The organism is Streptomyces sp. EDA2-14, from assembly GCF_054963755.1.
The window spans coordinates 217,737-238,571 of record NZ_JBUEGE010000012.1 but is presented as its reverse complement, the minus strand read 5'-3'; the positions used below and the strand labels follow the sequence as shown (position 1 = coordinate 238,571).

Genomic DNA, 20,835 nt, shown 5'->3' with positions numbered 1-20,835 from the left:
CTGCTCGCGGCGGGGTGGTTACGCGGGGCGGCGGGCCTCGTCCACCAGGAGGACGGGGATGCCGTCGCGGACCGGGTAGGCCAGGCCGCAGTCCTTGCCGGTGCAGATCAGCTCGGCGTCGGCCTCCTTGAGGGGGGCGTGGCAGGCCGGGCAGGCGAGGATCTCCAGGAGGCCGGCTTCGAGCGGCATGGTTCCCTCCGAGGGTGGGTGGGGTTCGGGTGCGCTGCACCGCGTGCGGCGCTGGTCACAGCCTACCGGCGGTGGCCTCCGGCGTGAGCGCGGCGAATTGGGGGCCGGCTCTCCGCGGGGGGGGAGATTGCCCGAGGGGGTGGGGGGGCCGGGGCTGTCCGGGGTTGACGCCTCGGGGCTCCGCCCCGGACCCCGCTGCTCAATCGCCGCAGGGGCTTGATGTGGCTCAGCCGCGGATGATGGCCAGGGCCTCGTCGCGGATCTTTTCCATCGTCGACGCGTCGCGGGCCTCCGCGTTCAGGCGCAGCAGCGGCTCCGTGTTGGACGGGCGGACGTTGAACCACCAGTCGGCCGCCGTCACCGTCAGACCGTCCAGCTCGTCCGTCGTGATGCCCTCGCGGCCCACGTACGCCGCCTTGATCGCGGCGAGCCGGTCGGTCTGGTCGGCGACCGTGGAGTTGATCTCGCCGGAGGCGGCGTAGCGGTCGTACGAGGAGACCAGCTCGGAGAGCGGGCCTTCCTGGCCGCCGAGGGCCGCGAGGACGTGGAGCGCCGCCAGCATGCCCGTGTCGGCGTTCCAGAAGTCGCGGAAGTAGTAGTGCGCGGAGTGCTCGCCGCCGAAGATCGCGCCGGTGGTGGCCATCTCCTGCTTGATGAAGGAGTGGCCCACGCGCGTGCGCACAGGCGTGCCGCCGTGCTCCTTCACGACCTCCGGCACGGACCAGGAGGTGATCAGGTTGTGGATGATCGTGCCCGACCCGCCGTTCCTCGCGAGTTCGCGGGCGGCCACCAGGGCGGTGATCGCGGACGGGGGCACCGGGTCCCCGTTCTCGTCCACGACGAAGCAGCGGTCCGCGTCGCCGTCGAAGGCGAGGCCGATGTCGGCGCCCTCGGCACGCACGCGTGCCTGGAGGTCCACGATGTTCGCCGGGTCCAGCGGGTTCGCCTCGTGGTTCGGGAACGTGCCGTCCAGCTCGAAGTACATCGGTACGACGTCCAGCGGGAGGCCCCCGAGGACCGTCGGCACGGTGTGCCCGCCCATGCCGTTGCCCGCGTCGACGACCACCTTCAGGGGGCGGATCGACGTCAGATCGACCAATCCGCGCAGGTGCGCCGCGTAGTCCTCCAGCGTGTCCCGCCGGGTGACGGTCCCGGCCTGCGCGGCCGGCTCCGGGGCGCCGGACACGCTCCACTCCTCGGCGAGGCGGCGGATCTCGGCGAGGCCCGTGTCCTGGCCGACGGGGGCGGCGCCCGCCCGGCACATCTTGATGCCGTTGTACTGCGCGGGGTTGTGCGAGGCGGTGAACATGGCGCCGGGCAGGCCGAACGCGCCCGACGCGTAGTAGAGCTGGTCCGTGGAGCACAGACCGATCTCGGTGACGTCCGCGCCGAGGGCGGCGGCCCCGCGCGCGAAGGCCCCCGACAGGCCGGGCGACGAGGGCCGCATGTCATGACCGACGACGATCGCGTCGGCGCCGGTCACGCGGACGAACGCGGCGCCGAACAGCGCGGCGGTCCCCTCGTCCCACTGGTCCGGGACCACCCCGCGCACGTCGTACGCCTTCACGATCTGCGACAGATCAGCAGCCACGGTCCGCCCAGCCCTCCTGGAATCCTTCACGGACCCACAAAGTACCTGGCCGCACCGACAGTGGATCGTGAACCCCTCATTCCTCCCGAGGAACCAGTCCGTCCGCGTCCTCACTGGTCACAGGGGCACCAGCAGCCACCGTCGGCGGCTCACGGCAGCATCCAGGACAGCACGGGGGTGCTCTGCGCCCACACGATCAGGCACATGACGAGCAGCAGTCCGGCGCTCCACGGCAGCACCTTGCGCAGCAGGTCGCCCTCCCGGCCCGCGAGGCCGACGGCCGCGCAGGCGATCGTCAGGTTCTGCGGCGAGATCATCTTGCCGAGGACGCCACCCGAACTGTTCGCCGCGGCGAGGAGTTCCGGCGACAGGCCGGACTGCTGTGCGGCGGTCACCTGAAGGGCTCCGAAGAGCGCGTTGGCCGAGGTGTCGGAGCCGGAGACCGCGACGCCGAACCAGCCGAGGACCGGCGACAGGAAGGCGAGTCCCGCGCCCGCCGCCGCCACGAAGTGCCCGATGGTGGCGGCCTGCCCGGACAGGTTCATGACGTACGCGAGGGCCAGCACGCTCGTCACCGTCAGGATCGCGAACCGCAGTTCGTGCACGGTGGCGAACCACTCGCGCACCGCATCGCGCGCGTGCACCCCGATGACGACCGCGGTGAAGACCCCGGCGATCAGGACGAGCGTGCCGCCGGTGGAGACGAGCGGCAGCGTGAAGATGTTGCCGCCCACCGGCTTTCCGCTCGGGTCGGCGACGTTCAGGAAGGGCCAGTCGAAGACCCAGTTGGCCTTGGCGAGCAGGTCCTTGATGGCGGGGATCTGCGCCAGGGAGAAGATCACGACGATGAGCGCGTACGGCGCGTAGGCGCGCAGCACCTCGGGCCGCGTGTCCTCCTGGTCCAGGTCCTCACTGCGTACGCCGGTCAGGACGGCGGCGCGGACGGGCTCGGCGGCCGGCCTGCGCGCGTGCGGCACCGCGACGAGGGCGCCCGCGCCCACCAGGGCGGCGCCGATGTCGGCGAGTTGGGCGGACACGTAGTTGGAGGCCACGAACTGGGCGACGGCGAAGGCGAATCCGCACGCGAGGGCGGGCACCCAGGTCTCGCGCAGGCCCCGCTTGCCGTCCACCAGGCCGACGAGCACGAGCGGCACCACAAGGGCCAGCAGCGGCGTCTGACGGCCCACCACGGAGGCGACGGCGTCCAGCGGCAGGCCGGTGACCTGAGCCAGCGTCACGACCGGTGTGCCCATGGCCCCGAAGGCGACGGGCGCCGTGTTGGCGACGAGCGCGACGACCGCGGCCTTCACGGGGTCGAAGCCGAGCGCGACCAGCATCACCGAGCAGATGGCGACCGGCGCCCCGAACCCGGCGAGCGCCTCCAGGAGCGCGCCGAAGCAGAACGCGACGACGAGCGCCTGGATGCGCGGATCGTCGGAGAGCCGCCCGAAGGAGCGGCGCAGGATGTCGAAGTGCCGGGTGCGCACCGTCATCCGGTACACCCACAGGGCGTTGACAACGATCCACATGATGGGGAAGAGCCCGAAGACCGCGCCCTGTGCGGCGCTGGAGACGGTCTGCCCCAGAGGCATGTCGTACGCGAGCCAGCCGACGGCGGCTGCCACGGCGAGGCCGATCAGGCCCGCTCGGTGCGCCTTCATGCGCACCGCGCCGAGCAGGACGAGGACGGTCACCAGCGGCAGGGCCGCGACGAGGGCCGACAGACCGAGCGAGCCGCCCACGGGCTCGAGTTGCTGTACGAACACGTTCGCCTCCCGGAATCCCGGTGTCGGGTGGCGAAATCGTCGTGTCCTCAACAATCGCGGGTCAACGCGTACGACTGTGAAGATCCCGTGAAGGGCCCCGGACCACAAGGAAGTTGGACCCTGACCTACAAGGAAGTGGTCAGTTGTCCGGCGAGCGCAGCACCCGGAGGTGGCCACGGCGGGCGACCTCCATGGGGTCCGCGGTGCGCGGACCGGAGCCGCCGGCCTCGGCCGCGCGCTCCTGCGGGCGGGCCGCCTCGCGCACGGCGTTGGCGAGGGCCTCCAGGTCGTCCCCGCTGGGGCGGCTGGGGCCGCTACTGTCGGAGAGCCGGACGACCTCCCAGCCACGCGGCGCGGTGAGGCGCTCGGAGTGCTCGGCACAGAGGTCGTAGCAGTGGGGCTCGGCGTAGGTGGCGAGCGGGCCGAGGACCGCGGTCGAGTCGGCGTAGACGTACGTCAGCGTCGCGACGGCGGGACGGCCGCAAGCGGTGCGCGAACAGCGACGTACAGGGCTCACAGCGTTGGACGGTACCGCACTCTTGAGCGGGCCGCGACGACTCTCCCCGAGGTCACCCCACCGTGTCGTGGTGTGATACGGCGCACACCGCCACGCGCGGGCGCCTTCATGACCTGCGGCGACCCCCGGTTGTGCGCCCCACAGAACAGTTGAAAGCGGTCACCACTCGGGACATATAGCGGCATTTGCGGCGAGATCAACGATCCGGGAGGGAAGTTGAATCAGCCCCAACTTTGGCTTGATCGGTCAGGAAGCGACAGGGAGCGTTCCGTGGGCGCTCCGTCCGGCGCCGTCCCGCTTCCGGCGCCCCGGAGGACTACGCTGCGTCAGTGATGGAAAGGCCAGTCAACACAGACGACGCGGTTTCGCCGCCCGCCGCGGAGCCGCGCCCGCCGCGCCGCCGCGACCGGCACGGCCGGGGCATGCGCGGTCCCGTGGCGCCTCCGCAGGTGCCGCTGTCGGCGAGCCGTGCCGAGGCCTTCTCCGACCTCGTGCAGGACTCCGTGGAGCGCCTGGAGCGGCGCTGGCCGCAGCTCGCGGAGGTCGACTTCCTGATCCTGGACGTGCCGCGCCTGACGGCCGAGGACGAGGCGTGGGCCGGTGACACGGTGCCGCTCGGCGGCACCGTCCCCGCGCAGGACGACACCCCCGCGCGCGTGGTCGTCTACCGGCGCCCCGTGGAGATCCGCACGAAGGGGCGCGACGAGCAGGCGGCGCTCGTGCACGAGGTGGTCGTCGAGCAGGTCGCGGAGGTCCTCGGGCTCACTCCGGAGACCGTGGACCCCCGCTACGGGGACTACGGGGACGGCGAGGACTGACCCCGCCGCCCTGTGAGCGGCCCGCCCCACGGGCAGCTCCAGGCGGCTACTTCTGCACCACCGAGACGTCCTCGTCCGCCTTCGGCACCGACACCATGCCCCGGTCGTCCGGCAGCGTCTGCACCGTGAACGCGGGCACCGAGTCCTGCTTCTCCTCCAGCATCCGCGAGCCGTACACCGGGCCGCCCGAGACCGGCTCCACCGTCAGCGCGTAGGAGCCCTTCACGCCGGACGGGACGGGCGGGGCGACGGAGAGGGTCGTACCGGCCTTGACCGTGTACTCCTTCGAGGTCGGGGTGCCGCCCTCGGTGCCCGCCGACGCGGTGACCTTGACCCTGCCGGTCGCCTCGGGGGCGGTGAGGGCGAGCGTGGACCCCTTGGCGCGGTTGTCGGCGACCGTGGCGCGCGCGCCGATGCTCTTCGTGGCCGGGATGAACGCGGTCTCCTGGTTGGCGCCCTTGCCGCGCGTGACGCGCAGGGCGGCCACCACCGGGACGGAGTCCTCGGACGGCGTCAGCAGCAGCGAGCCGGCCTCGCCGCGCGTCACGGCGCCGAGGTCGACGGCCGAGGTCATGCCCGACTTCAGGTGCAGCGTGTCGTGCCCGGCCGGCGCGATCTTGCCGCTGGAGGTCGCGAGCTGCACCTTCAGGTCGGCGTCGTCCTGGCCCGGCGCGAAGGCGACCAGCCGCACGTTCGTGGCGTCCTTCGGGATGCCGGGCAGCACGAGGGAGCCCGCCGGGTCGGCGGAGGCGGGCAGCCAGTCCCCGCCCGTCTTGTCGTCCGCGTCCGACACGGCCGCCCCGACCCGGCCGCTGCGCGCGGTCACGTGCAGCGTCAGGTTCGTGTACGCCTTGTCGGTCAGCGTCGACAGCAGCACCGGGACGCTGGAGTGCGGCCCCACGGTGATGCCCTCGCCCACCTCGGACTTGACGGCCCCTTCGGGCCCGTACATCTGCACGTCCACGACCGCGGCCTCGTCGTCCGGGTTCGTGAGGTGGATGTAGTCGCTGCGGCCCTTGGCGGTGCTGGCGCCGGGGAAGTAGAAGTCCGTGTCGGGCTCCGAGCAGTTCACGCCGAGCAGGCCGCGGCCCGCGCCCGCGTCGACGCTGGTGGTCTGCTGCACGGTCCAGCCGGGCGCGAGGGCGCCGTCGGCGGTGCCCGTCAGGGCGGGCGCGTCCGCCCCGCTGGAGTCGCCCGCGGCGGGCGTGCCGGGCTTCTTCGGGGTGACGACCGCCTTGCCCTTCTTGCCGCCCTTGGCGGGCGTCAGCTCCGCCGTGCCCGCGCCCTCGGTGCCCTTCGTCTCCGGCGTGTACGAGGTGTACGCGGTCTCGGCCAGGTCGGACTGGCTGGGCTCGGGGCACAGCAGGCTGGAGCGCTCGACGGGCAGGCGCGCGGCGGCCTCGGCGGGGGTGTCGTCCCCGCCGGGCGTCGTGGCGGCGGCGAAGCCCGTGACGGCGGCCAGGGCGGTCACGGCGGCGATCAGGGACAGGGTCGTGCGGTTCACTGCTGGCTCCCGTCGGGGCGCTCACTGTCGGCGCCGTTGCCGTGGCCGTGGCCGTGCTGCTGCTCGTACGTCGGGTCGTACGGCTGGGGCTGCCCGTATCCGCCTCCGTAGGCGTACGGGTCGTACTGGCCCGCCTGGTAGGGGTCGGCCTGCTGGTCGTACCCGTAGGCACCGGCCTGGTACTGCTGCTCCCCCGCCGCGTAGGTGCCGTACTCGGCGCCCGCGTAGCTGGGCTGCTCCCACTCCGCGTACTCCTGCTGGTGCGGGATGCCCGCCACCGGGGCCTCCTCCGGAGGAGGAGGCACGAAGTCGTCCGGGGCCGGCCGGGGCGCCTGCGCCGCCTGCTCGGCCTCGGCCTGGGCGCGCAGTCGGCGGGCCCTTCGGCCGTCGCCCGCGAGGTCCTCCGCGGTCACCACTGGCTCGTCCGGCAGGTCGTCGTCGATCTCCTTGCGCCGCCCCGGCAGGGCGAGCACCACAAGGACGACGGCGAGCGCGCCCTGCACCCACAGCCAGGCGGTGTGCGTGATCGGCGCGTCGTAGGTGACATCCAGCGTGCCGCCCGACGCGGGCAGTTCGAAGCCCTGCGCCCAGCCGTCGACGGTGGTCTTCGTCAGGGGCGCGCCGTCCAGCGTGGCCGTCCAGCCGTCGGCGGCCTGGTCGGCGAGGCGCAGGATGCGGCCCTCCTTGCCCTGCGGCACCGACGTGTGCAGCTCGACAGGGCCCGCGGCCACCGGTACGGCGCCCTCGGCGGTGGATCCCGCGTCGGCCTTCGGCAGGACGACGGCGCGCGCCACCTGCCGGTCGATGCGCCACAGCGCCGTGCCGTCCTGCTGGCTGAGCCGGGTCAGGCCGGGCGTCGCGTCGAGGACCCGGCTCATCTCGCGCGGCGCGCCGCCCCGTACGAGGACGTAGCGCACGGCGAAGCCGCCGAGCTGGTCGGCCTGGTCGGCGCCGGAGCCTGCGACCAGGTTGGCGACGACCTTGTCGAGCTTGGCGTTCTCGCCCCCGGCCTCGGTCAGCTCGCCGTCGCCGAGGCGCGCGCCCGAGCCCCGGACCAGCGAGTAGGCGACGTCGCCCGTGGAGCCGTCCAGGACGAGCGTGCGGGCCTGGTCGCGGGTGCCTGCCTCCTCGGCGACGAACGCGGGCACCTGCACCGGGTCGCGCCGCTCCACGGGCCCGTCGGCGCCGCCGATCATCCAGCCCGCGGCGAGCAGGACCGGGCCCGCCGCCGCGGCGAACGCGATGAGCGCGGCCACCGGCTGACGCCAGCCGAAGCTCTGCTCGGCCACGCGCGAGCGCGCGCCGTCGGCGCCGAGCGCGGCGGCGGCCAGCAGCGCGATGCCGTAGACGAGGGTGGCGGGTCCGGCCCACGCCGAGCCGTTCGACAGGGCCGCGAAGACCAGCGCCACGAAGGCGACGGCCCAGGCGGCGAGGATCGCGGTGCGCCGCTCGGTGCGCAGCAGTGCGGCGAGCGCGGCGAGGACGATGCCGACGAGCAGCAGGCTGCCCGTGGTCCCGGAGCCGCCCGGCGAGGCGCCGAGCAGGCTGAGCCCGGTCGCGGCCCCCGTCTCGTACGGGAGTCCGGCCTCCTTGAAGAAGCCGAACGGGAGGAGCGAGAGCGACCACGGCGCGAGCATCAGCAGCGGCGTGCCGAGCACGGCCAGGAAACGCAGGCCGTAGGCGGTGATGTCGGAGCGCCGCACCACGAGGAGCGCGACACCGAGGACGAGCGCGACGGGCCACACGATCGGCGTGAAGGCCGTCGTGATCGTGAGCAGCAGCGCGTACGCCCAGGTGGCCCGCCAGCTGCCACGCGCGCCCTGAGCGTGCGTCAGACCCGAGGCGGCGAGGGCGGCGCGCGCGAGGAGCGGCAGCAGGATCGCCAGCACCGCGGTGCCGATGCGGCCGCCCGCGAGGGCGCCCGTGACGGCGGGCAGGAAGGCGTACGCGACGGCCGCCCACGCGCGCAGCAGGCGCGAGGTGACGAGCGGCCTGGACGCGAAGTACGCCGTGCATCCGGCGAGCGGCACCGAGCCGATGAGCAGCACGGTGACCGCGAGCCCGGTGGAGCCGAACAGGACGGTGGCGAGGGTGGCGAGCACCGCGAGGTACGGGGGCGCCGCCTGGGTGCCGCCCGTGCTGGTGGCGTGCCAGGCGTCGATGTACCGCGACCACAGCTCGGACGCGTCGGCGGGCGCGGGCAGCAGTGCCCCGCCCGCGAGCGCCCCGCCGCCCAGCAGCGCCCTGCAGGCGATGAGGGAGACGAAGAGCAGCACTACGAGGAGCACCGGTCCGGGGTTGCGGGCGATGCGCTTGAGCCGCGCGAACCGCTCGACCCGGACGAAGTCGGCGTCGTCGAGGGCCTCCAGGCCGCCGCCTCCGTGCCGGCCGGCCCTGGAGGTCTCCGGGTCGGAGCGGCCGAAGAAGTTCCCTGCCACCTGCTCGACGGTGAGCCGCACCGTCGCTCCCGGCGGCGGGAACAGCGGGCGCAGCTCCTTGGAGTCGACGACGCCCTTGCCGCGCTGTCTGCGGGCGGCGAGGATCCGCCCCGGCCGCAGCAGCGTCGCGAGGAGACCGGTGATCTCGTCGAAGGCCTGTCCCGGAACCTTGCCGACGAGGTACGCGAGCGTACGCAGCAGCGTGCCGAACACCAGCCGGATCAGGGCCCAGGGAAGCGCGGCCCCGCGCGCGTTGGCGAGCAGGGTGTAGACGGCGCCCGCCTTGTCGACCTTGTGCGGCGACGTGGCGGTGCGGCCGACGCAGTCGACGGTGCGGCGCTCGCGGGAGGACGCCTCGGCGTGCCGCACGACGGCCTCGGGGGCGACGACGACCCGGTGGCCCGCGGCCTGGGCGCGCCAGCACAGGTCGACGTCGTCACGCATCAGCGGCAGCCTGCGGTCGAACCCGCCGAGCTGCTCGAAGACATCGCGCCGGATCAGCATTCCGGCGGTGGACACGGAGAGCACGGGCCGCACGTGGTCGTGCTGCCCCTGGTCCTGCTCGCGGCGGTCGAGGCCGGTCCAGCGGCGCCCGGAGTGGGCGATGGAGACGCCGACCTCGAGCAGCTGCCTGCGGTCGTACCAGCCACGCAGCTTGGGGCCGACGACGGCGACATCGCTGCCGGCCTCGCGCTCCATCTCGACGACGCGCAGCATCTGGGCGAGCGCGTCGGGCTCGGGCGCGCAGTCGTCGTGCAGCAGCCACAGCCACTGCTCGGGCTCGCCGTGCGGCAGGTCCGGCATGTCGTACGCGTCGTCACGCCAGCTGCGGCTGACGGGATCCCAGCCGCTCGGTCGCTTCAGGTACGGCAGCTCTTCCGGGGTGAGGACGCCCGCACTGCGCACGGCCTCCTCGACGGCCTGGCCGAAACCGGTGCGGCGCGCGAGGTGCAGTACGCGCTCGTCACCGATGGCACGGGCGACGAGCGCGGCGGAGTCGTCGGCGCTGCCGGTGTCGGCCGCCATCGCGTTCTGTACCGGGCGCTCCTGGGAGAGCAGACCTGACAGGACGTCGGGCAGCCAGCGCGCTCCGTCGTGCGAGACGACGACGGCGGTGACGACATGCCTGGGGAACTCGGGGGCGCTGCTCGGGTCGACCCCTGCGGCGGGCCCCGGGTTGAACGCGGCGGCGGCAGTACCGAATTGGCCTGCCGAATGGCTGTGCACGGACATCGAGGTACGGGCCCCGGTTCGTTGGACTGCGGTGGACGCCCGCGCCCACTGGGGACACGGTGGCGTCCGGGACGGGGCCCCACACTAACGGCTGCCAACAACAGCGACCCGCCGCCTGTGGACAACCACGGGCAGCGGGCCGAAAAGCACCGCACGTCTCGGGGGCGGGCCGCAGACCTCCGGAACTAGACGGCGGCCTTCTTCAGCCGGCGTCGCTCACGCTCGGAGAGGCCGCCCCAGATACCGAAGCGTTCGTCGTTGGCGAGCGCGTATTCGAGGCACTCGGAGCGGACCTCGCACGCGAGGCAGACCTTCTTGGCCTCTCTCGTGGAGCCGCCCTTCTCGGGGAAGAAGGATTCGGGGTCGGTCTGGGCGCACAGTGCGCGCTCCTGCCAGCCGAGTTCTTCTTCCGCGTCCTCGACCAGCAGATCCTGAAACGACTCGGTCATAGTGCGCCCCTCGTCTGTCCGTGCGTCCCCGTGTGCTGTTGTCGTTACCGATTTCGGCTGAACGACACGGGTGAAATTACAAGTGTGCCGATCCGGGGCAGTCAAGCCGAGATCTGCTATTGGGCCCGTTATTCACTCTGCGGAACCAAGGCTATGCGGAAAGTGTTCAAATCGCCAAAAACCATGACACTTGCCCGCGGCCCATGCTGGACCGGCCGCACTCCATGTATCCGCCCCTCCTGAGTTGAACCACTTACAGGGAAGGACGCCGCAAAGATCACTGCCGTTCCGACGTTTGCGCGCCGGGTTGCTGCGCCACATGTCCTGCCGCCCGACTGCACAAACCTTTCGCCTGGCAGGTACACCGGATGAGGTGAACCATATTCCACAATCCGGACATTGGGTTGACAACGAGGGCATGACCCGGTGTCCTGATGGGCATGCTCACGCATTCGGCACTTTCGACGACCCGCACCGCCGGGTCCGTTCGCGCTGCCCTCGCGTGCTGTTGCTGTTGCTGTTCCAGCTGTTGAGTCGTTGAGCCCGTCGGCTCCGACCACACGCTTCTTCTCATCCCAGTACGGCCCTGTGCACCGCACTCCCCTGAGGAACACCACCACCCCATGAACAGCGACAGCGACCTCCAGATCGCCGGCGACCTCCTCGAAGTGACGCACCTCCTCCAGCCCGCGCGGGAACACCCCGAGACGGTGGCCGAATTCGTCGGCCTCGCACGCTCCGTCGCCGCCGACCGCTCCCAGTGGGAGCACCTCGTCGAGTACGACGCCACGACCCGCTGGTACCACCGGCTGCGCACCGGCCCCGGCTACGAGGTGTGGCTCCTGTCGTGGGTGCCGGGCCAGGGCAGCGGGCTGCACGACCACGGCCGCTCCTCCGGCGTACTGACGCTGCTCCAGGGCGAACTGACGGAGCGTACGGAAGGGGGCGTGCGCGCGCTCGGCACCGGCGCACAGCGGGTCTTCGCGCCCGGCTACGTCCACGAGGTCGTCAACGACTCCCTGGAGCCCGCGGTCAGCCTGCACGTGTACTTCCCCGGACTGACCGAGATGCCCATGCACACCCCCACCTGCTCGGTCGCCGAAGGCGCCACTGTCTGAGACCGGCCGACGCGCTGTCAGACCTGCCTGAGATGCTGGGCACATGCGCATTGTGGTTCTGGCAGGCGGCATCGGTGGTGCCCGGTTCCTTCGCGGTCTCAAGCAGGCCGCGCCGGACGCGGCCATCACCGTCATCGGCAACACCGGGGACGACATCCATCTCTTCGGCCTGAAGGTCTGTCCGGACCTCGACACGGTGATGTACACGCTGGGCGGCGGCATCAACGAGGAGCAGGGCTGGGGACGGACGGACGAGGCGTTCACGGTCAAGGAGGAGCTCGCGGCGTACGGGGTCGGACCCAAGTGGTTCGGGCTCGGCGACCGGGACTTCGCGACCCACATCGTCCGTACGCAGATGCTCGGCGCCGGTTACCCGCTCAGCGCGGTCACCGAGGCGCTGTGCGAGCGATGGCAGCCGGGCGTGAAGCTCCTTCCCATGTCGGACGACCGCGTGGAGACGCACGTGGCGGTCGACATCGACGGCGAGCGCAAGGCCGTGCACTTCCAGGAGTACTGGGTGAAGCTGCGCGCCTCCGTGGACGCGCAGGCCGTCGTGCCGGTCGGCGCCGAGCAGGCGAAGCCCGCGCCGGGCGTCCTGGAGGCCGTCGCCGAGGCCGACGTGATCCTCTTCCCGCCGTCGAACCCCGTGGTGAGCGTCGGGACCATCCTGGCCGTGCCGGGCATCCGCGAGGCCATCGAGAAGGCCGACGCCCCCGTGATCGGGCTCTCGCCGATCGTGGGCGACGCCCCGGTGCGCGGAATGGCCGACAAGGTGCTCGCCGCCGTCGGCGTGGAGTCCAGCGCGGCGGCCGTCGCCGAGCACTACGGGTCGGCGAAGGACGGCGGGCTGCTCGACGGGTGGCTGGTCGACACCGTGGACGAGAAGGCCGTGCGGCGGGTCGAGGAGGCCGGGATCCCCTGCCGGGCCGTCCCGCTGATGATGACGGACCCCGTGGAGGGCACCGCCGCCGCCGAGATGGCCCGCGAGGCGCTGAAGCTCGCGGAGGAGGTGCGCGGCGCATGACGAGCACCCCTGCCGCCCCCGGCTTTCGCGCGTGGGCCCTCGCCGGGATCCCCGAGGTGCGGGAGGGCGACGACATCGCGAAGCTGATCGCCGCCACCGAGCCGGGCCTCGTCGACGGTGACGTCCTGCTCGTCACCTCGAAGATCGTCAGCAAGGCCGAGGGTCGCGTCCTGCGGGCCGACGACCGGGAGGCCGCGATCGACGCCGAGACCGTACGGGTCGTGGCGCGCCGCGGCACACTGCGCATCGTCGAGAACAAGCTGGGGCTCGTGATGGCCGCGGCAGGGGTCGACGCCTCCAACACCCCGGCGGGCACGGTGCTGCTGCTGCCCGAGGACCCGGACGCCTCGGCGGCCGCGATCCGGGACGGCCTGCGGGACACGCTGGGCGTCGACGTCGGCGTCGTCGTCACCGACACCTTCGGCAGACCGTGGCGGAACGGGCTGACCGATGTCGCCATCGGTGCGGCCGGGGTGCGCGTACTCGACGATCTGCGGGGCGGCACGGACGCGTACGGGAACCCGCTCGCCGCCACCGTGGTGGCCACCGCCGACGAGCTGGCGGCCGCGGGTGACCTGGTGAAGGGCAAGGCCGGCGGCCTGCCGGTCGCCGTGGTGCGGGGACTCGGCCCGGCCGTCGTCCAGGAACAGGGCGGGTCCGCGCGGGACATGGTGCGGGTCGCACGCGACGACATGTTCCGGCTCGGCACGTCGGAGGCGGTACGGGAGGCCGTGACGCAGCGGCGCACCGTGCGGGCCTTCACCGACGAGCCGGTCGATCCGGGGGCCGTACGACGGGCCGTCGCCGCGGCCGTCACGGCGCCCGCGCCGCATCACACGACGCCGTGGCGGTTCGTGCTCCTGGAGTCGCAGGAGGCGCGGACCCGGCTGCTGGACGCCATGCGGGACGCGTGGATCGCGGACCTGCGGCGGGACGGCAAGAGCGAGGAGTCCATCGCGAAGCGCGTGCGGCGCGGGGACGTGCTGCGCAACGCGCCCTACCTCGTGGTGCCGTGCCTCGTGATGGACGGGTCGCACACGTACGGGGACGCGCGGCGGGACGCCGCCGAGCGGGAGATGTTCGTCGTGGCCGCCGGGGCCGGGGTGCAGAACTTCCTGGTCGCCCTGGCCGGGGAGCGGCTCGGGTCCGCGTGGGTGTCCTCGACCATGTTCTGCCGGGACGTCGTACGGGACGTGCTCGGGCTGCCGGAGTCGTGGGACCCGATGGGGGCCGTCGCGGTGGGGCATGCGGCGGGCGAGCCGGGGGCGCGGCCGGAGCGGGTCGTCTCCGACTTCGTAGAGGTTCGGTAGGGAGCTTCGGAGCGGTTCGGTGGGGAGCTTCGGAGCGGTTCGGTAGGAAGCTTCGTAGCGATCGGTGGGCGGCGCGGGCGCGGTTTTGGGCCGCGCCTGGGCCTCACCACTCCGTGCGGGCGCGGCTGCGCTTCACCACTCCGCGATGTTCACCCTGCGCATCTTGGGCTGCCTGCGCGGCGGGGAGACGCCGCTGAGCATGATCAGGCGGGCCGCCCGGTGGCGCTGGCCCTCGTACGGGGCGAGCAGCTCCAGCATGTCGTCGTCCGTCGCGTCCCGGTTGGCCGCGAGGGCGTAGCCGACGATGCCGGGCAGGTGCAGATCCCCGGTCGTCACCTCGTCGGGGGCGCCGTGCGTGCGCTGGACCGTCTCCGCGGAGGTCCAGGGACCGACGCCGGGGACCAGTTCGAGGCGGGTGCGGGCCTCCCCCGGCTCCATCAGCGCCGCCTCCTCCAGGCGGCGCGCCACCTTCACGGACCTGAGGATCGTCGACGCGCGTTTGTTGTCGACGCCCGCCTTGTGCCACTCCCAGGACGGGATCAGCGCCCACGTGCGCGGGTCCGGCATCACGCGCATGCGCAGGTCCTGGCCGGCCGGGCCCGGCGCCGGTTCGCCGTACTTGTTCAGGAGCAGGCGCCAGGCGCGGTACGCCTCGTCCGTCGTGATCTTCTGCTCCAGGATCGACGGGATCAGGGATTCGAGGATCAGGCCCGTGCGGGTCAGGCGGAGGCCGGGGCGGCGACGGTTCGTCTGCGCGACGAGGCGGTGGCGGGGTTCGAAGACGGCGCGGTCGTCCGACTCGCCAAGCAGCTCGGGGAGTTGGGACAGGAACCAGTCGGCTCCCTCGCCCCAGGCCCGGGCCCCGACCGTGCCGTCGCGCTCCTCGCTCACGCGGAGGGTGGCCGGGCCCTGCGGGGTGCGGCTGACCCGCCACACCGCGCCGTCCGGCGTGGTGCGGAACGTGGGGTCGGCGGGGCCTCTGCGCAGGGGGCCGAGGGTGAGGCCCAGGTGGAGGGGGGTTTCGGAGGTGTGGGTACGGGTGTGGGGGGCCGCGGTGGCGGGGGGCCGGGTGGGGCCGGGTACGCGGATTTCGCCGCCGCGCACCGTGGTGCGGGTGGGCGGGGGTTGCGTACGAGGGGTGTGTCGGCGGCCGGCCACGGGGTCCTTCGGGTAATGGGGTCTCCCCTGCTCGGACGTAGTTGAGAGCTTGGGGAAGGGTGTGGTCTTCGAGGGTAGGGGGTTTTCTCCCCCAACCCGCCCCTTCCCGAAAGTGCCCCTGCGGGGCCGAGTGGTCGACGTCTCGGGGCTCCGCCCCGGACCCCGCTGCTCAATCGCCGCAGGGGCTTGATGGCGGGACCGACGTTGCGGTTGCGGGGCTCTGCCCCGGGCCCCGCTGCTCAAGCGCCGCAGGGGCTTGGATTACGTCACTGGTCCGACGAGAAGCGGATTGTGGCTGGGGGGACGGTTGTGTCGCACCACACGCGTACGCCTGCCTGGAGTTCGTTGTCCGCGCCCACGTGGGCGCCGTCGCCGATCACCGCGTCCTTGAGGGTCGTACGGGCGCCTACGCGGGCGCCGGTGCCGACCAGGGAGTCCGTGATCACCGCGCCCGGTTCGATCACCGCGTCGGGCAGGATCGCGGAGCCGGAGACGCGGGCGCCCTCGCCCACCGTCGCGCCCTCGCCCACCACCGTGCCCTCGGTCAGCTTCGCGTCCGGGGCGACCCTGGCCGTCGGCAGGACCAGGCGGTCGCCGCGGCGGCCGGGGACGGCGGGCGACGGGGCGCGGCCCATGACCAGGTCGGCGGAGCCGCGGACGAAGGCCTGCGGGGTGCCGAGGTCCAGCCAGTAGGTCGAGTCGACCATGCCCTGGAGGTGGGCGCCGGAGGCCAGGAGGTCCGGGAACGTCTCGCGTTCCACCGAGACCGGGCGCCCCGTCGGGATCGTGTCGATCACCGAGCGGCGGAAGACGTACGCGCCCGCGTTGATCTGGTCCGTGACGATCTCTTCGGGGGTCTGGGGCTTCTCCAGGAAGGCCGTCACCCGGCCCGTTTCGTCCGTCGGGACCAGTCCGTACGCGCGTGGGTCGTCGACCCGCGACAGGTGGAGGGAGACGTCCGCGCCCGACGTCTCGTGCTCGTGGACGAGCGCCTTGATGTCCAGGCCCGTGAGGATGTCCCCGTTGAAGATCAGGACCGGCTCGTCGGGTCCTGAGCGCAGGCGCGAGGCGACGTTGCGGATGGCGCCGCCGGTGCCGAGGGGTTCGACCTCGGTGACGTACTCGAGGTGGAGGCCGAGCCGTGAGCCGTCGCCGAAGTACGGCTCGAAGACCTCGGCCAGGTACGAGGTGGCCAGGACGATGTGGTCGACGCCCGCCGCCTTCGCACGCGCGAGCTGATGGGTGAGAAACGGCACACCGGCCGCCGGGACCATGGGTTTCGGCGTGTTCACCGTGAGCGGCCGGAGTCGGGTGCCCTTGCCGCCGACCAGGAGGATCGCTTCTGTCACCTGTCGTCTCTGCTTCCTGCTGGGGCCGGCCGAACTGTCTTTCGGCCGGCCAGTGTATGCAGACCGTGCGAGGCGCCCAGGCCGGCCGGCGTCAGCGGCCCTGTAGGTGGGCGGAGCTGGTGCGGGCACTGCCGAGCTTGTTGTAGAGACGGCGTCCCGGACATTCGGTTGCGAAACCGTCCCTGTGCCCGGAGATCACCTTGAGTCGTACATTCTTTCCCTTGCGGTACAGATTGCCACCGCCCGACTTCAGATATGTCGTTCCGCGGGGATTCGCGCCGTAGAGACCGAGCTTCCAGGCCGTGAGCCGCGCGATGGCCTTGACGGCCGCGGAGGGCGGGTTGGAGCTGCTGTACGAGCCCAGAACCGCGATACCCGTGCTGTTGGTGTTGAAGCCGAGGGTGTGTGCGCCCATGACGGGCTTGGTGACGCCACCGGCCCGGCCTTCGTAGATGTTTCCGCACTTGTCGACGAGGAAGTTGTAGCCGATGTCGCGCCAGCCGCTGCTCTTGACGTGGTAGCGGTAGATACTGCGGATGACGGAAGGGGCTTGCGAGCAGCGGTAGTTGTTGCCGGAAGCACTGTGGTGGACGAAGGCCGCCTTGACGGTTTTGGTGTAGCCGAGCTTGCGTTCCCGCAGTTTCTCGTTGGCGCCCCAGCCCTTGCGCGTGATGATGCGCGGGCGGGGGCCGATGAACGGGCGGGAGCCGGCCGCGGCCTGTGTGCCGCCGCGGGCCTCGATCAGCTCGTCCTCCGTCTGCTTCTTGTCGAGGGCGGGGATGACACCGGCGTTGGCGCCTTCGGCGCGGGATCCCTCTTGGGGGTCGTCGCCGGGGTCGACGAGTTCGACGCGGAGGCCCTTGGGGAGGGTGGTCGGCCCGGCGGCGCGGGTGTGGGTGTGAGTGGTGGCGCCGGTGTCCGTGGAGTCGGTGGGCTCGTCCGCCTTGACGCGGACCTCCACGCCGTCGCTGTCGCCGACCCAGAGCGGGGCGGTCGCGCCGTGCAGGTGGCCCGAGGCGCGTTCCGGGGTGTTCAGGTCGGGGGCGTCGTCGCTGTGGGTCTCCACGTCCTGCCAGGTGGACCAGCGGGTGGTGCCTGTGGTGCGCGTACGTACTTGTACGTGGCCGTGGAGTTGGGCGGCCGGGTCGTCCCAGACGACGCCGACCAGGGAGAACGGGCGCACCTCGCGGCGTGTGAGGCCCTGTTCGCGGGGTGCGCCGGCGGCGCGGGTCGACGTGCCGTCGGCCGGGGGGTCGAGGGGGAGGGACTGGGTGCTGCCGGGGATCGCTTCGCGCGTCGGGGGCGGCGCGGCGTGTGAGGCGGTGGGCAGGGTGAGCGGGAGGGCCAGGGCGGCCGCGCAGGTGACGCCGATCGATGAAGCAAGGAATCCACGCATGCGCACGATCGTGGGCGGATCCGTGGGGGTCGGCCATTGGGGCGTGTCATACGGGTGTTGCGCGGCACCGGGGTTCTTGGGGCCGTACCGGGGTCGGCGCCCGTCGTCATCGTCGCGCCGCACCGGGCGCCGCCTTGCCCACCCTGCCGCCCAAGGCGGCAGATTGCCCAAGGCGAAAGGCGGCACCGGACGGCGACGACGGCACCGGACGCGAGGCGGGGGTCGGCCGCCTCCGGTAGGAAGCCGATTCAGGCGGCAGATCGCCCAAGGCGAAAGGCGATACCGGAGGGCGACGGCGGCACCGGAGGCGAGGCGGCGGGCGGCCGTCTCGGGTGGGAAGCCGTCTCTGGCGGCAAATCGCCCAAGGCGAAAGGCGGCACCGGACGGCGACGGCGGCACCGGACGCGAGGGGGCAGGCGGCCGTCTCGGGTGGGAAGCCGTCTCTGGCGGCAAATCGCCCAAGGCGAAAGGCGGCACCGGACGGCGAGGGGGCGGGCAGCCGCCTCCGGTGGGAAGCCGATTCAGGCGGCGGATCGCCCAAGGCGAAAGGCGATACCGGACGGCGACGGCGGCACCGGACGCGAGGGGGCAGGCGGCCGCCTCCGGCGGGAAGCCGATTCCGGCGGCAGATCGCCCAAAGCGAAAGGCGGCACCGGAGGCGAGGGGGCGGGCGGCCGTCTCGGGTGGGAAGCTGATTCTGGCGGCGGATTGCCCGAAGTCGGGTGGGCGACCAGGGGCCCGGGGGGGCAGCCACGGTGCGTAGGCTGGCGGGTGTGAATGATGTTGCGCGTACTCCCGCCGGACTTCTGCAGGCCGCTCTCGTCGCCGATCCGGGGCGGCCGCTCGTCACGTTCTACGACGACGCGACCGGGGAGCGCGTGGAGCTGTCCGTCGCCACGCTCGCGAACTGGGTGTCCAAGACCGCCAACCTGCTGCAGGGCGAGCTGAACGCCGAGCCCGGCGACCGCGTCGCGCTGTCGCTGCCCGCCCACTGGCAGACCGCGGTGTGGCTGCTGGCCTGCTCGTCCGTCGGCGTCGTCGCCGACGTGGGCGGGGACCCGGCCGCCGCCGACGTCGCGGTCAGCGGCCCCGACACGCTCGACGCGGCGCGCGCCTGCTCCGGCGAGCGGATCGCGCTCGCGCTGCGGCCGCTCGGCGGACGGTTCCCGCAGCCGCCCGAGGGCTTCCTCGACTACGCCGTCGAAGTACCGGGCCAGGGCGACGTGTTCGCCCCCTTCGCCCCCGTCGACGCGGACGAGCCCGCGCTCGTCGTCGCGGGCGCCGAGTGGACGGGCGCGGAAGTCGTGGAGAAGGCCACGGCCGACGCCACCGGGCTCGGCCTCACCGGCCCCGGTTCGCGGCTGCTGTCCGGGCTGCCGTACGACACCTGGCACGGGCTCGCCGCGGGCCTCTACGCGCCGCTGGCCACCGGCGGCTCCGTCGTCCTGTGCCGCAACCTGGACCGGCTCGACGAGGCGGCCCTCGCCAAGCGCGTGGAGAGCGAGCGCGTCACGGCGACGGCCCGCTAGCCCGTTCGGCTCAGCTCCCCCGGCCCGTTCGCGCGGCGGGGTCCATGGTCGTAGGGACGCCTACGTTTCCATGAGGGGGACCTGTACGTGACCGACTCCGCTGCCACGCCCCCGGAACCCGGGCAGGCCCATGGCTCCTCGCCCACCGGCGCCGGGCGCACGCGGCGGCGCAGGCGATGGCTGCGGTACTCGGCGATCTGCGCGGCGTTCCTGGTGCTCGTGGCGGGCGGCGTCGGCTGGGTCGCGTACAGCCGGCTCAACGGGAACATCACCGAGGACACGGACACCGCCGCCGAACTCAAGCGCTACGAGAAGGAGCGGCCCACCGTGCTCGCGGAGGGCGCGCAGAACCTGCTGCTCATCGGCTCCGACTCGCGGGCGGGCAAGAACGGGAAGTACGGCCGCAACGACGGCACGCAGCGCTCCGACACCACGATCCTGCTGCACATCGCGGCGGACCGGAAGAGCGCGACGGCCGTCTCGTTCCCGCGCGACCTGATGACCGACGTGCCGTCCTGCCGGTCGCGGGACGGCTCCAAGCACGACGCGATGTTCGCGATGTTCAACTACGCCTTCGAGGTCGGCGGTTCGGCCTGCACGATCCGTACGGTCGAGAAGATGACCGGAGTCCGGGTCGACCACCACATGGTCGTGGACTTCGACGGCTTCAAGGACATGGTGAACGCCGTCGGCGGCGTCACGGTCTGCCTGGAGCGGCCGATCGACGACGACGACGCGCATGTGCGGCTCGCCGCGGGCACCCACCACCTGAACGGCGAGCAGGCCCTGGGCTACGTACGCGCCCGCAAGAGCCTCGGCAACGGCAGCGACACCGACCGGATGGACCGTCAGCAGCGGTTCCTCGGCGCGCTCGTCGAGAAGGTGCAGAGCAGCGGGGTGCTGCTGAACCCGACCCGCCTCTATCCCGTGCTCGACGCCGCCACCTCCTCGCTGACCACGGACCCCGGACTCGCGAGCCTGCGCGGGCTCTACGACCTGGTGCGCGGCATGCGGGGCATCCCTGTCGAGCGCGTCCGGTTCCTGACCGTGCCCCGCGAGTCGTACGTCTACAACGCCAATCGCGATCAGCTCGTGCAGCCGGCGGCCGAGCGGCTGTTCACGCAGCTGCGCAAGGACACGCCCGTGAAGGTCGCCGAACAGCCGTCCGCGGACGAGCAGTACGGCGCACAGGACGAATACGGCACAGAAGGCGAATCCGACGGGTCGAGCGAATCCGGTACGTATGACGAATCGGGTACGTATGGCGAATACGGGGCGTACGACGACTCCAAGAGCGGGCATGCGGGCCCCGGCGCCTCCCCCGCCCCCACCTTCCGCGGGAACACCGCCGGGCAGGCCGCCTGCGACTGAGATTCGGCCGAGACCGGACCGTCCGACGGCGCCTCAACCGCCCCCGGGTAAAGCGCAAGTCATCAGCTGACTCAC

At 72.6% G+C, this 20,835-nt stretch carries 16 protein-coding genes; 6 read left to right on the top strand and 10 right to left on the bottom strand.

What is annotated here, in order from left to right; translation table 11 throughout:
• Window positions 1-18: 18 nt before the first annotated feature.
• From ACY34M_RS26715 to ACY34M_RS26700, 4 genes are all read right to left on the bottom strand, one after another.
• Entirely contained in the window at window positions 19-189 is a 171-nt protein-coding gene (locus ACY34M_RS26715) for a Trm112 family protein (protein WP_018533654.1), read from the bottom strand.
• A 226-nt stretch (window positions 190-415) separates the two neighbouring features.
• Window positions 416-1,780, bottom strand: coding sequence for a phosphomannomutase/phosphoglucomutase (locus ACY34M_RS26710; protein WP_462721059.1), 1,365 nt, complete (start codon window positions 1,778-1,780; stop codon window positions 416-418).
• A gap of 149 nt (window positions 1,781-1,929) precedes the next feature.
• A complete protein-coding gene (locus tag ACY34M_RS26705) occupies window positions 1,930-3,546 on the bottom strand; it encodes an L-lactate permease (RefSeq protein ID WP_462721058.1) in 1,617 nt (538 codons plus the stop codon).
• A 139-nt stretch (window positions 3,547-3,685) separates the two neighbouring features.
• Window positions 3,686-4,063, bottom strand: a complete 378-nt coding sequence (locus tag ACY34M_RS26700; protein ID WP_462721057.1) for a DUF3499 domain-containing protein — start codon at window positions 4,061-4,063, stop codon at window positions 3,686-3,688.
• A gap of 332 nt (window positions 4,064-4,395) precedes the next feature.
• Between ACY34M_RS26700 and ACY34M_RS26695 the strand changes: the two genes are divergently transcribed.
• The gene (locus ACY34M_RS26695; protein WP_462721074.1) at window positions 4,396-4,881 is read left to right on the top strand and encodes a metallopeptidase family protein; all 486 of its coding nucleotides are present in this window, start codon (window positions 4,396-4,398) and stop codon (window positions 4,879-4,881) included.
• Window positions 4,882-4,927: 46 nt separating this feature from the next.
• On the opposite strand, the gene ACY34M_RS26690 is transcribed toward ACY34M_RS26695, so the two are convergent.
• From ACY34M_RS26690 to ACY34M_RS26680, 3 genes are all read right to left on the bottom strand, one after another.
• Window positions 4,928-6,385, bottom strand: a complete 1,458-nt coding sequence (locus ACY34M_RS26690; protein ID WP_462721056.1) for a DUF5719 family protein — start codon at window positions 6,383-6,385, stop codon at window positions 4,928-4,930.
• On the bottom strand, window positions 6,382-10,056 hold the full coding sequence (locus ACY34M_RS26685; protein WP_462721055.1) for a glycosyltransferase family 2 protein: 3,675 nt from the start codon (window positions 10,054-10,056) through the stop codon (window positions 6,382-6,384). The genes ACY34M_RS26690 and ACY34M_RS26685 overlap by 4 nt, the downstream gene beginning before the upstream one ends.
• A 185-nt stretch (window positions 10,057-10,241) precedes the next feature.
• Complete coding sequence (locus ACY34M_RS26680; protein WP_127831770.1) at window positions 10,242-10,505, bottom strand: WhiB family transcriptional regulator; 264 nt, start codon at window positions 10,503-10,505, stop codon at window positions 10,242-10,244.
• Window positions 10,506-11,128: 623 nt separating this feature from the next.
• Between ACY34M_RS26680 and ACY34M_RS26675 the strand changes: the two genes are divergently transcribed.
• From ACY34M_RS26675 to ACY34M_RS26665, 3 genes are read left to right on the top strand one after another with little or no spacing between them, the layout of a single operon-like run.
• Entirely contained in the window at window positions 11,129-11,623 is a 495-nt protein-coding gene (locus ACY34M_RS26675) for a cysteine dioxygenase (protein ID WP_462721054.1), read from the top strand.
• Between the two features lie 43 nt (window positions 11,624-11,666).
• Window positions 11,667-12,647 carry a 2-phospho-L-lactate transferase gene (gene cofD, locus ACY34M_RS26670; protein WP_462721053.1) on the top strand — a complete coding sequence of 327 codons (981 nt, stop codon included), beginning with the start codon at window positions 11,667-11,669 and terminating at the stop codon, window positions 12,645-12,647.
• Entirely contained in the window at window positions 12,644-13,957 is a 1,314-nt protein-coding gene (locus ACY34M_RS26665) for a coenzyme F420-0:L-glutamate ligase (RefSeq protein ID WP_462721052.1), read from the top strand. Before cofD ends, ACY34M_RS26665 begins: the two co-directional genes overlap by 4 nt.
• 132 nt (window positions 13,958-14,089) lie before the next feature.
• Here ACY34M_RS26665 and ACY34M_RS26660 read toward each other — a convergent pair whose 3' ends face one another.
• The 3 genes from ACY34M_RS26660 to ACY34M_RS26650 all read right to left on the bottom strand — a co-directional run bounded on the left by ACY34M_RS26660 (window position 14,090) and on the right by ACY34M_RS26650 (window position 17,860).
• The gene (locus tag ACY34M_RS26660) at window positions 14,090-15,115 is read right to left on the bottom strand and encodes a DNA-3-methyladenine glycosylase family protein (protein WP_462721051.1); all 1,026 of its coding nucleotides are present in this window, start codon (window positions 15,113-15,115) and stop codon (window positions 14,090-14,092) included.
• 266 nt (window positions 15,116-15,381) lie between these two features.
• Window positions 15,382-16,464 (bottom strand): mannose-1-phosphate guanylyltransferase, encoded by a 1,083-nt coding sequence (gene manB / locus ACY34M_RS26655; protein WP_462721050.1) that lies wholly within the window; start codon window positions 16,462-16,464, stop codon window positions 15,382-15,384.
• A 91-nt stretch (window positions 16,465-16,555) separates the two neighbouring features.
• On the bottom strand, window positions 16,556-17,860 hold the full coding sequence (locus tag ACY34M_RS26650; RefSeq protein WP_462721049.1) for a peptidoglycan recognition protein family protein: 1,305 nt from the start codon (window positions 17,858-17,860) through the stop codon (window positions 16,556-16,558).
• Between the two features lie 773 nt (window positions 17,861-18,633).
• Between ACY34M_RS26650 and ACY34M_RS26645 the strand changes: the two genes are divergently transcribed.
• Together ACY34M_RS26645 and ACY34M_RS26640 are read left to right on the top strand one after the other, a co-directional pair.
• A complete protein-coding gene (locus tag ACY34M_RS26645) occupies window positions 18,634-19,389 on the top strand; it encodes a TIGR03089 family protein (RefSeq protein WP_462721048.1) in 756 nt (251 codons plus the stop codon).
• Window positions 19,390-19,476: 87 nt separating this feature from the next.
• Window positions 19,477-20,760 carry an LCP family protein gene (locus tag ACY34M_RS26640; RefSeq protein WP_462721047.1) on the top strand — a complete coding sequence of 428 codons (1,284 nt, stop codon included), beginning with the start codon at window positions 19,477-19,479 and terminating at the stop codon, window positions 20,758-20,760.
• Window positions 20,761-20,835: the final 75 nt, after the last annotated feature.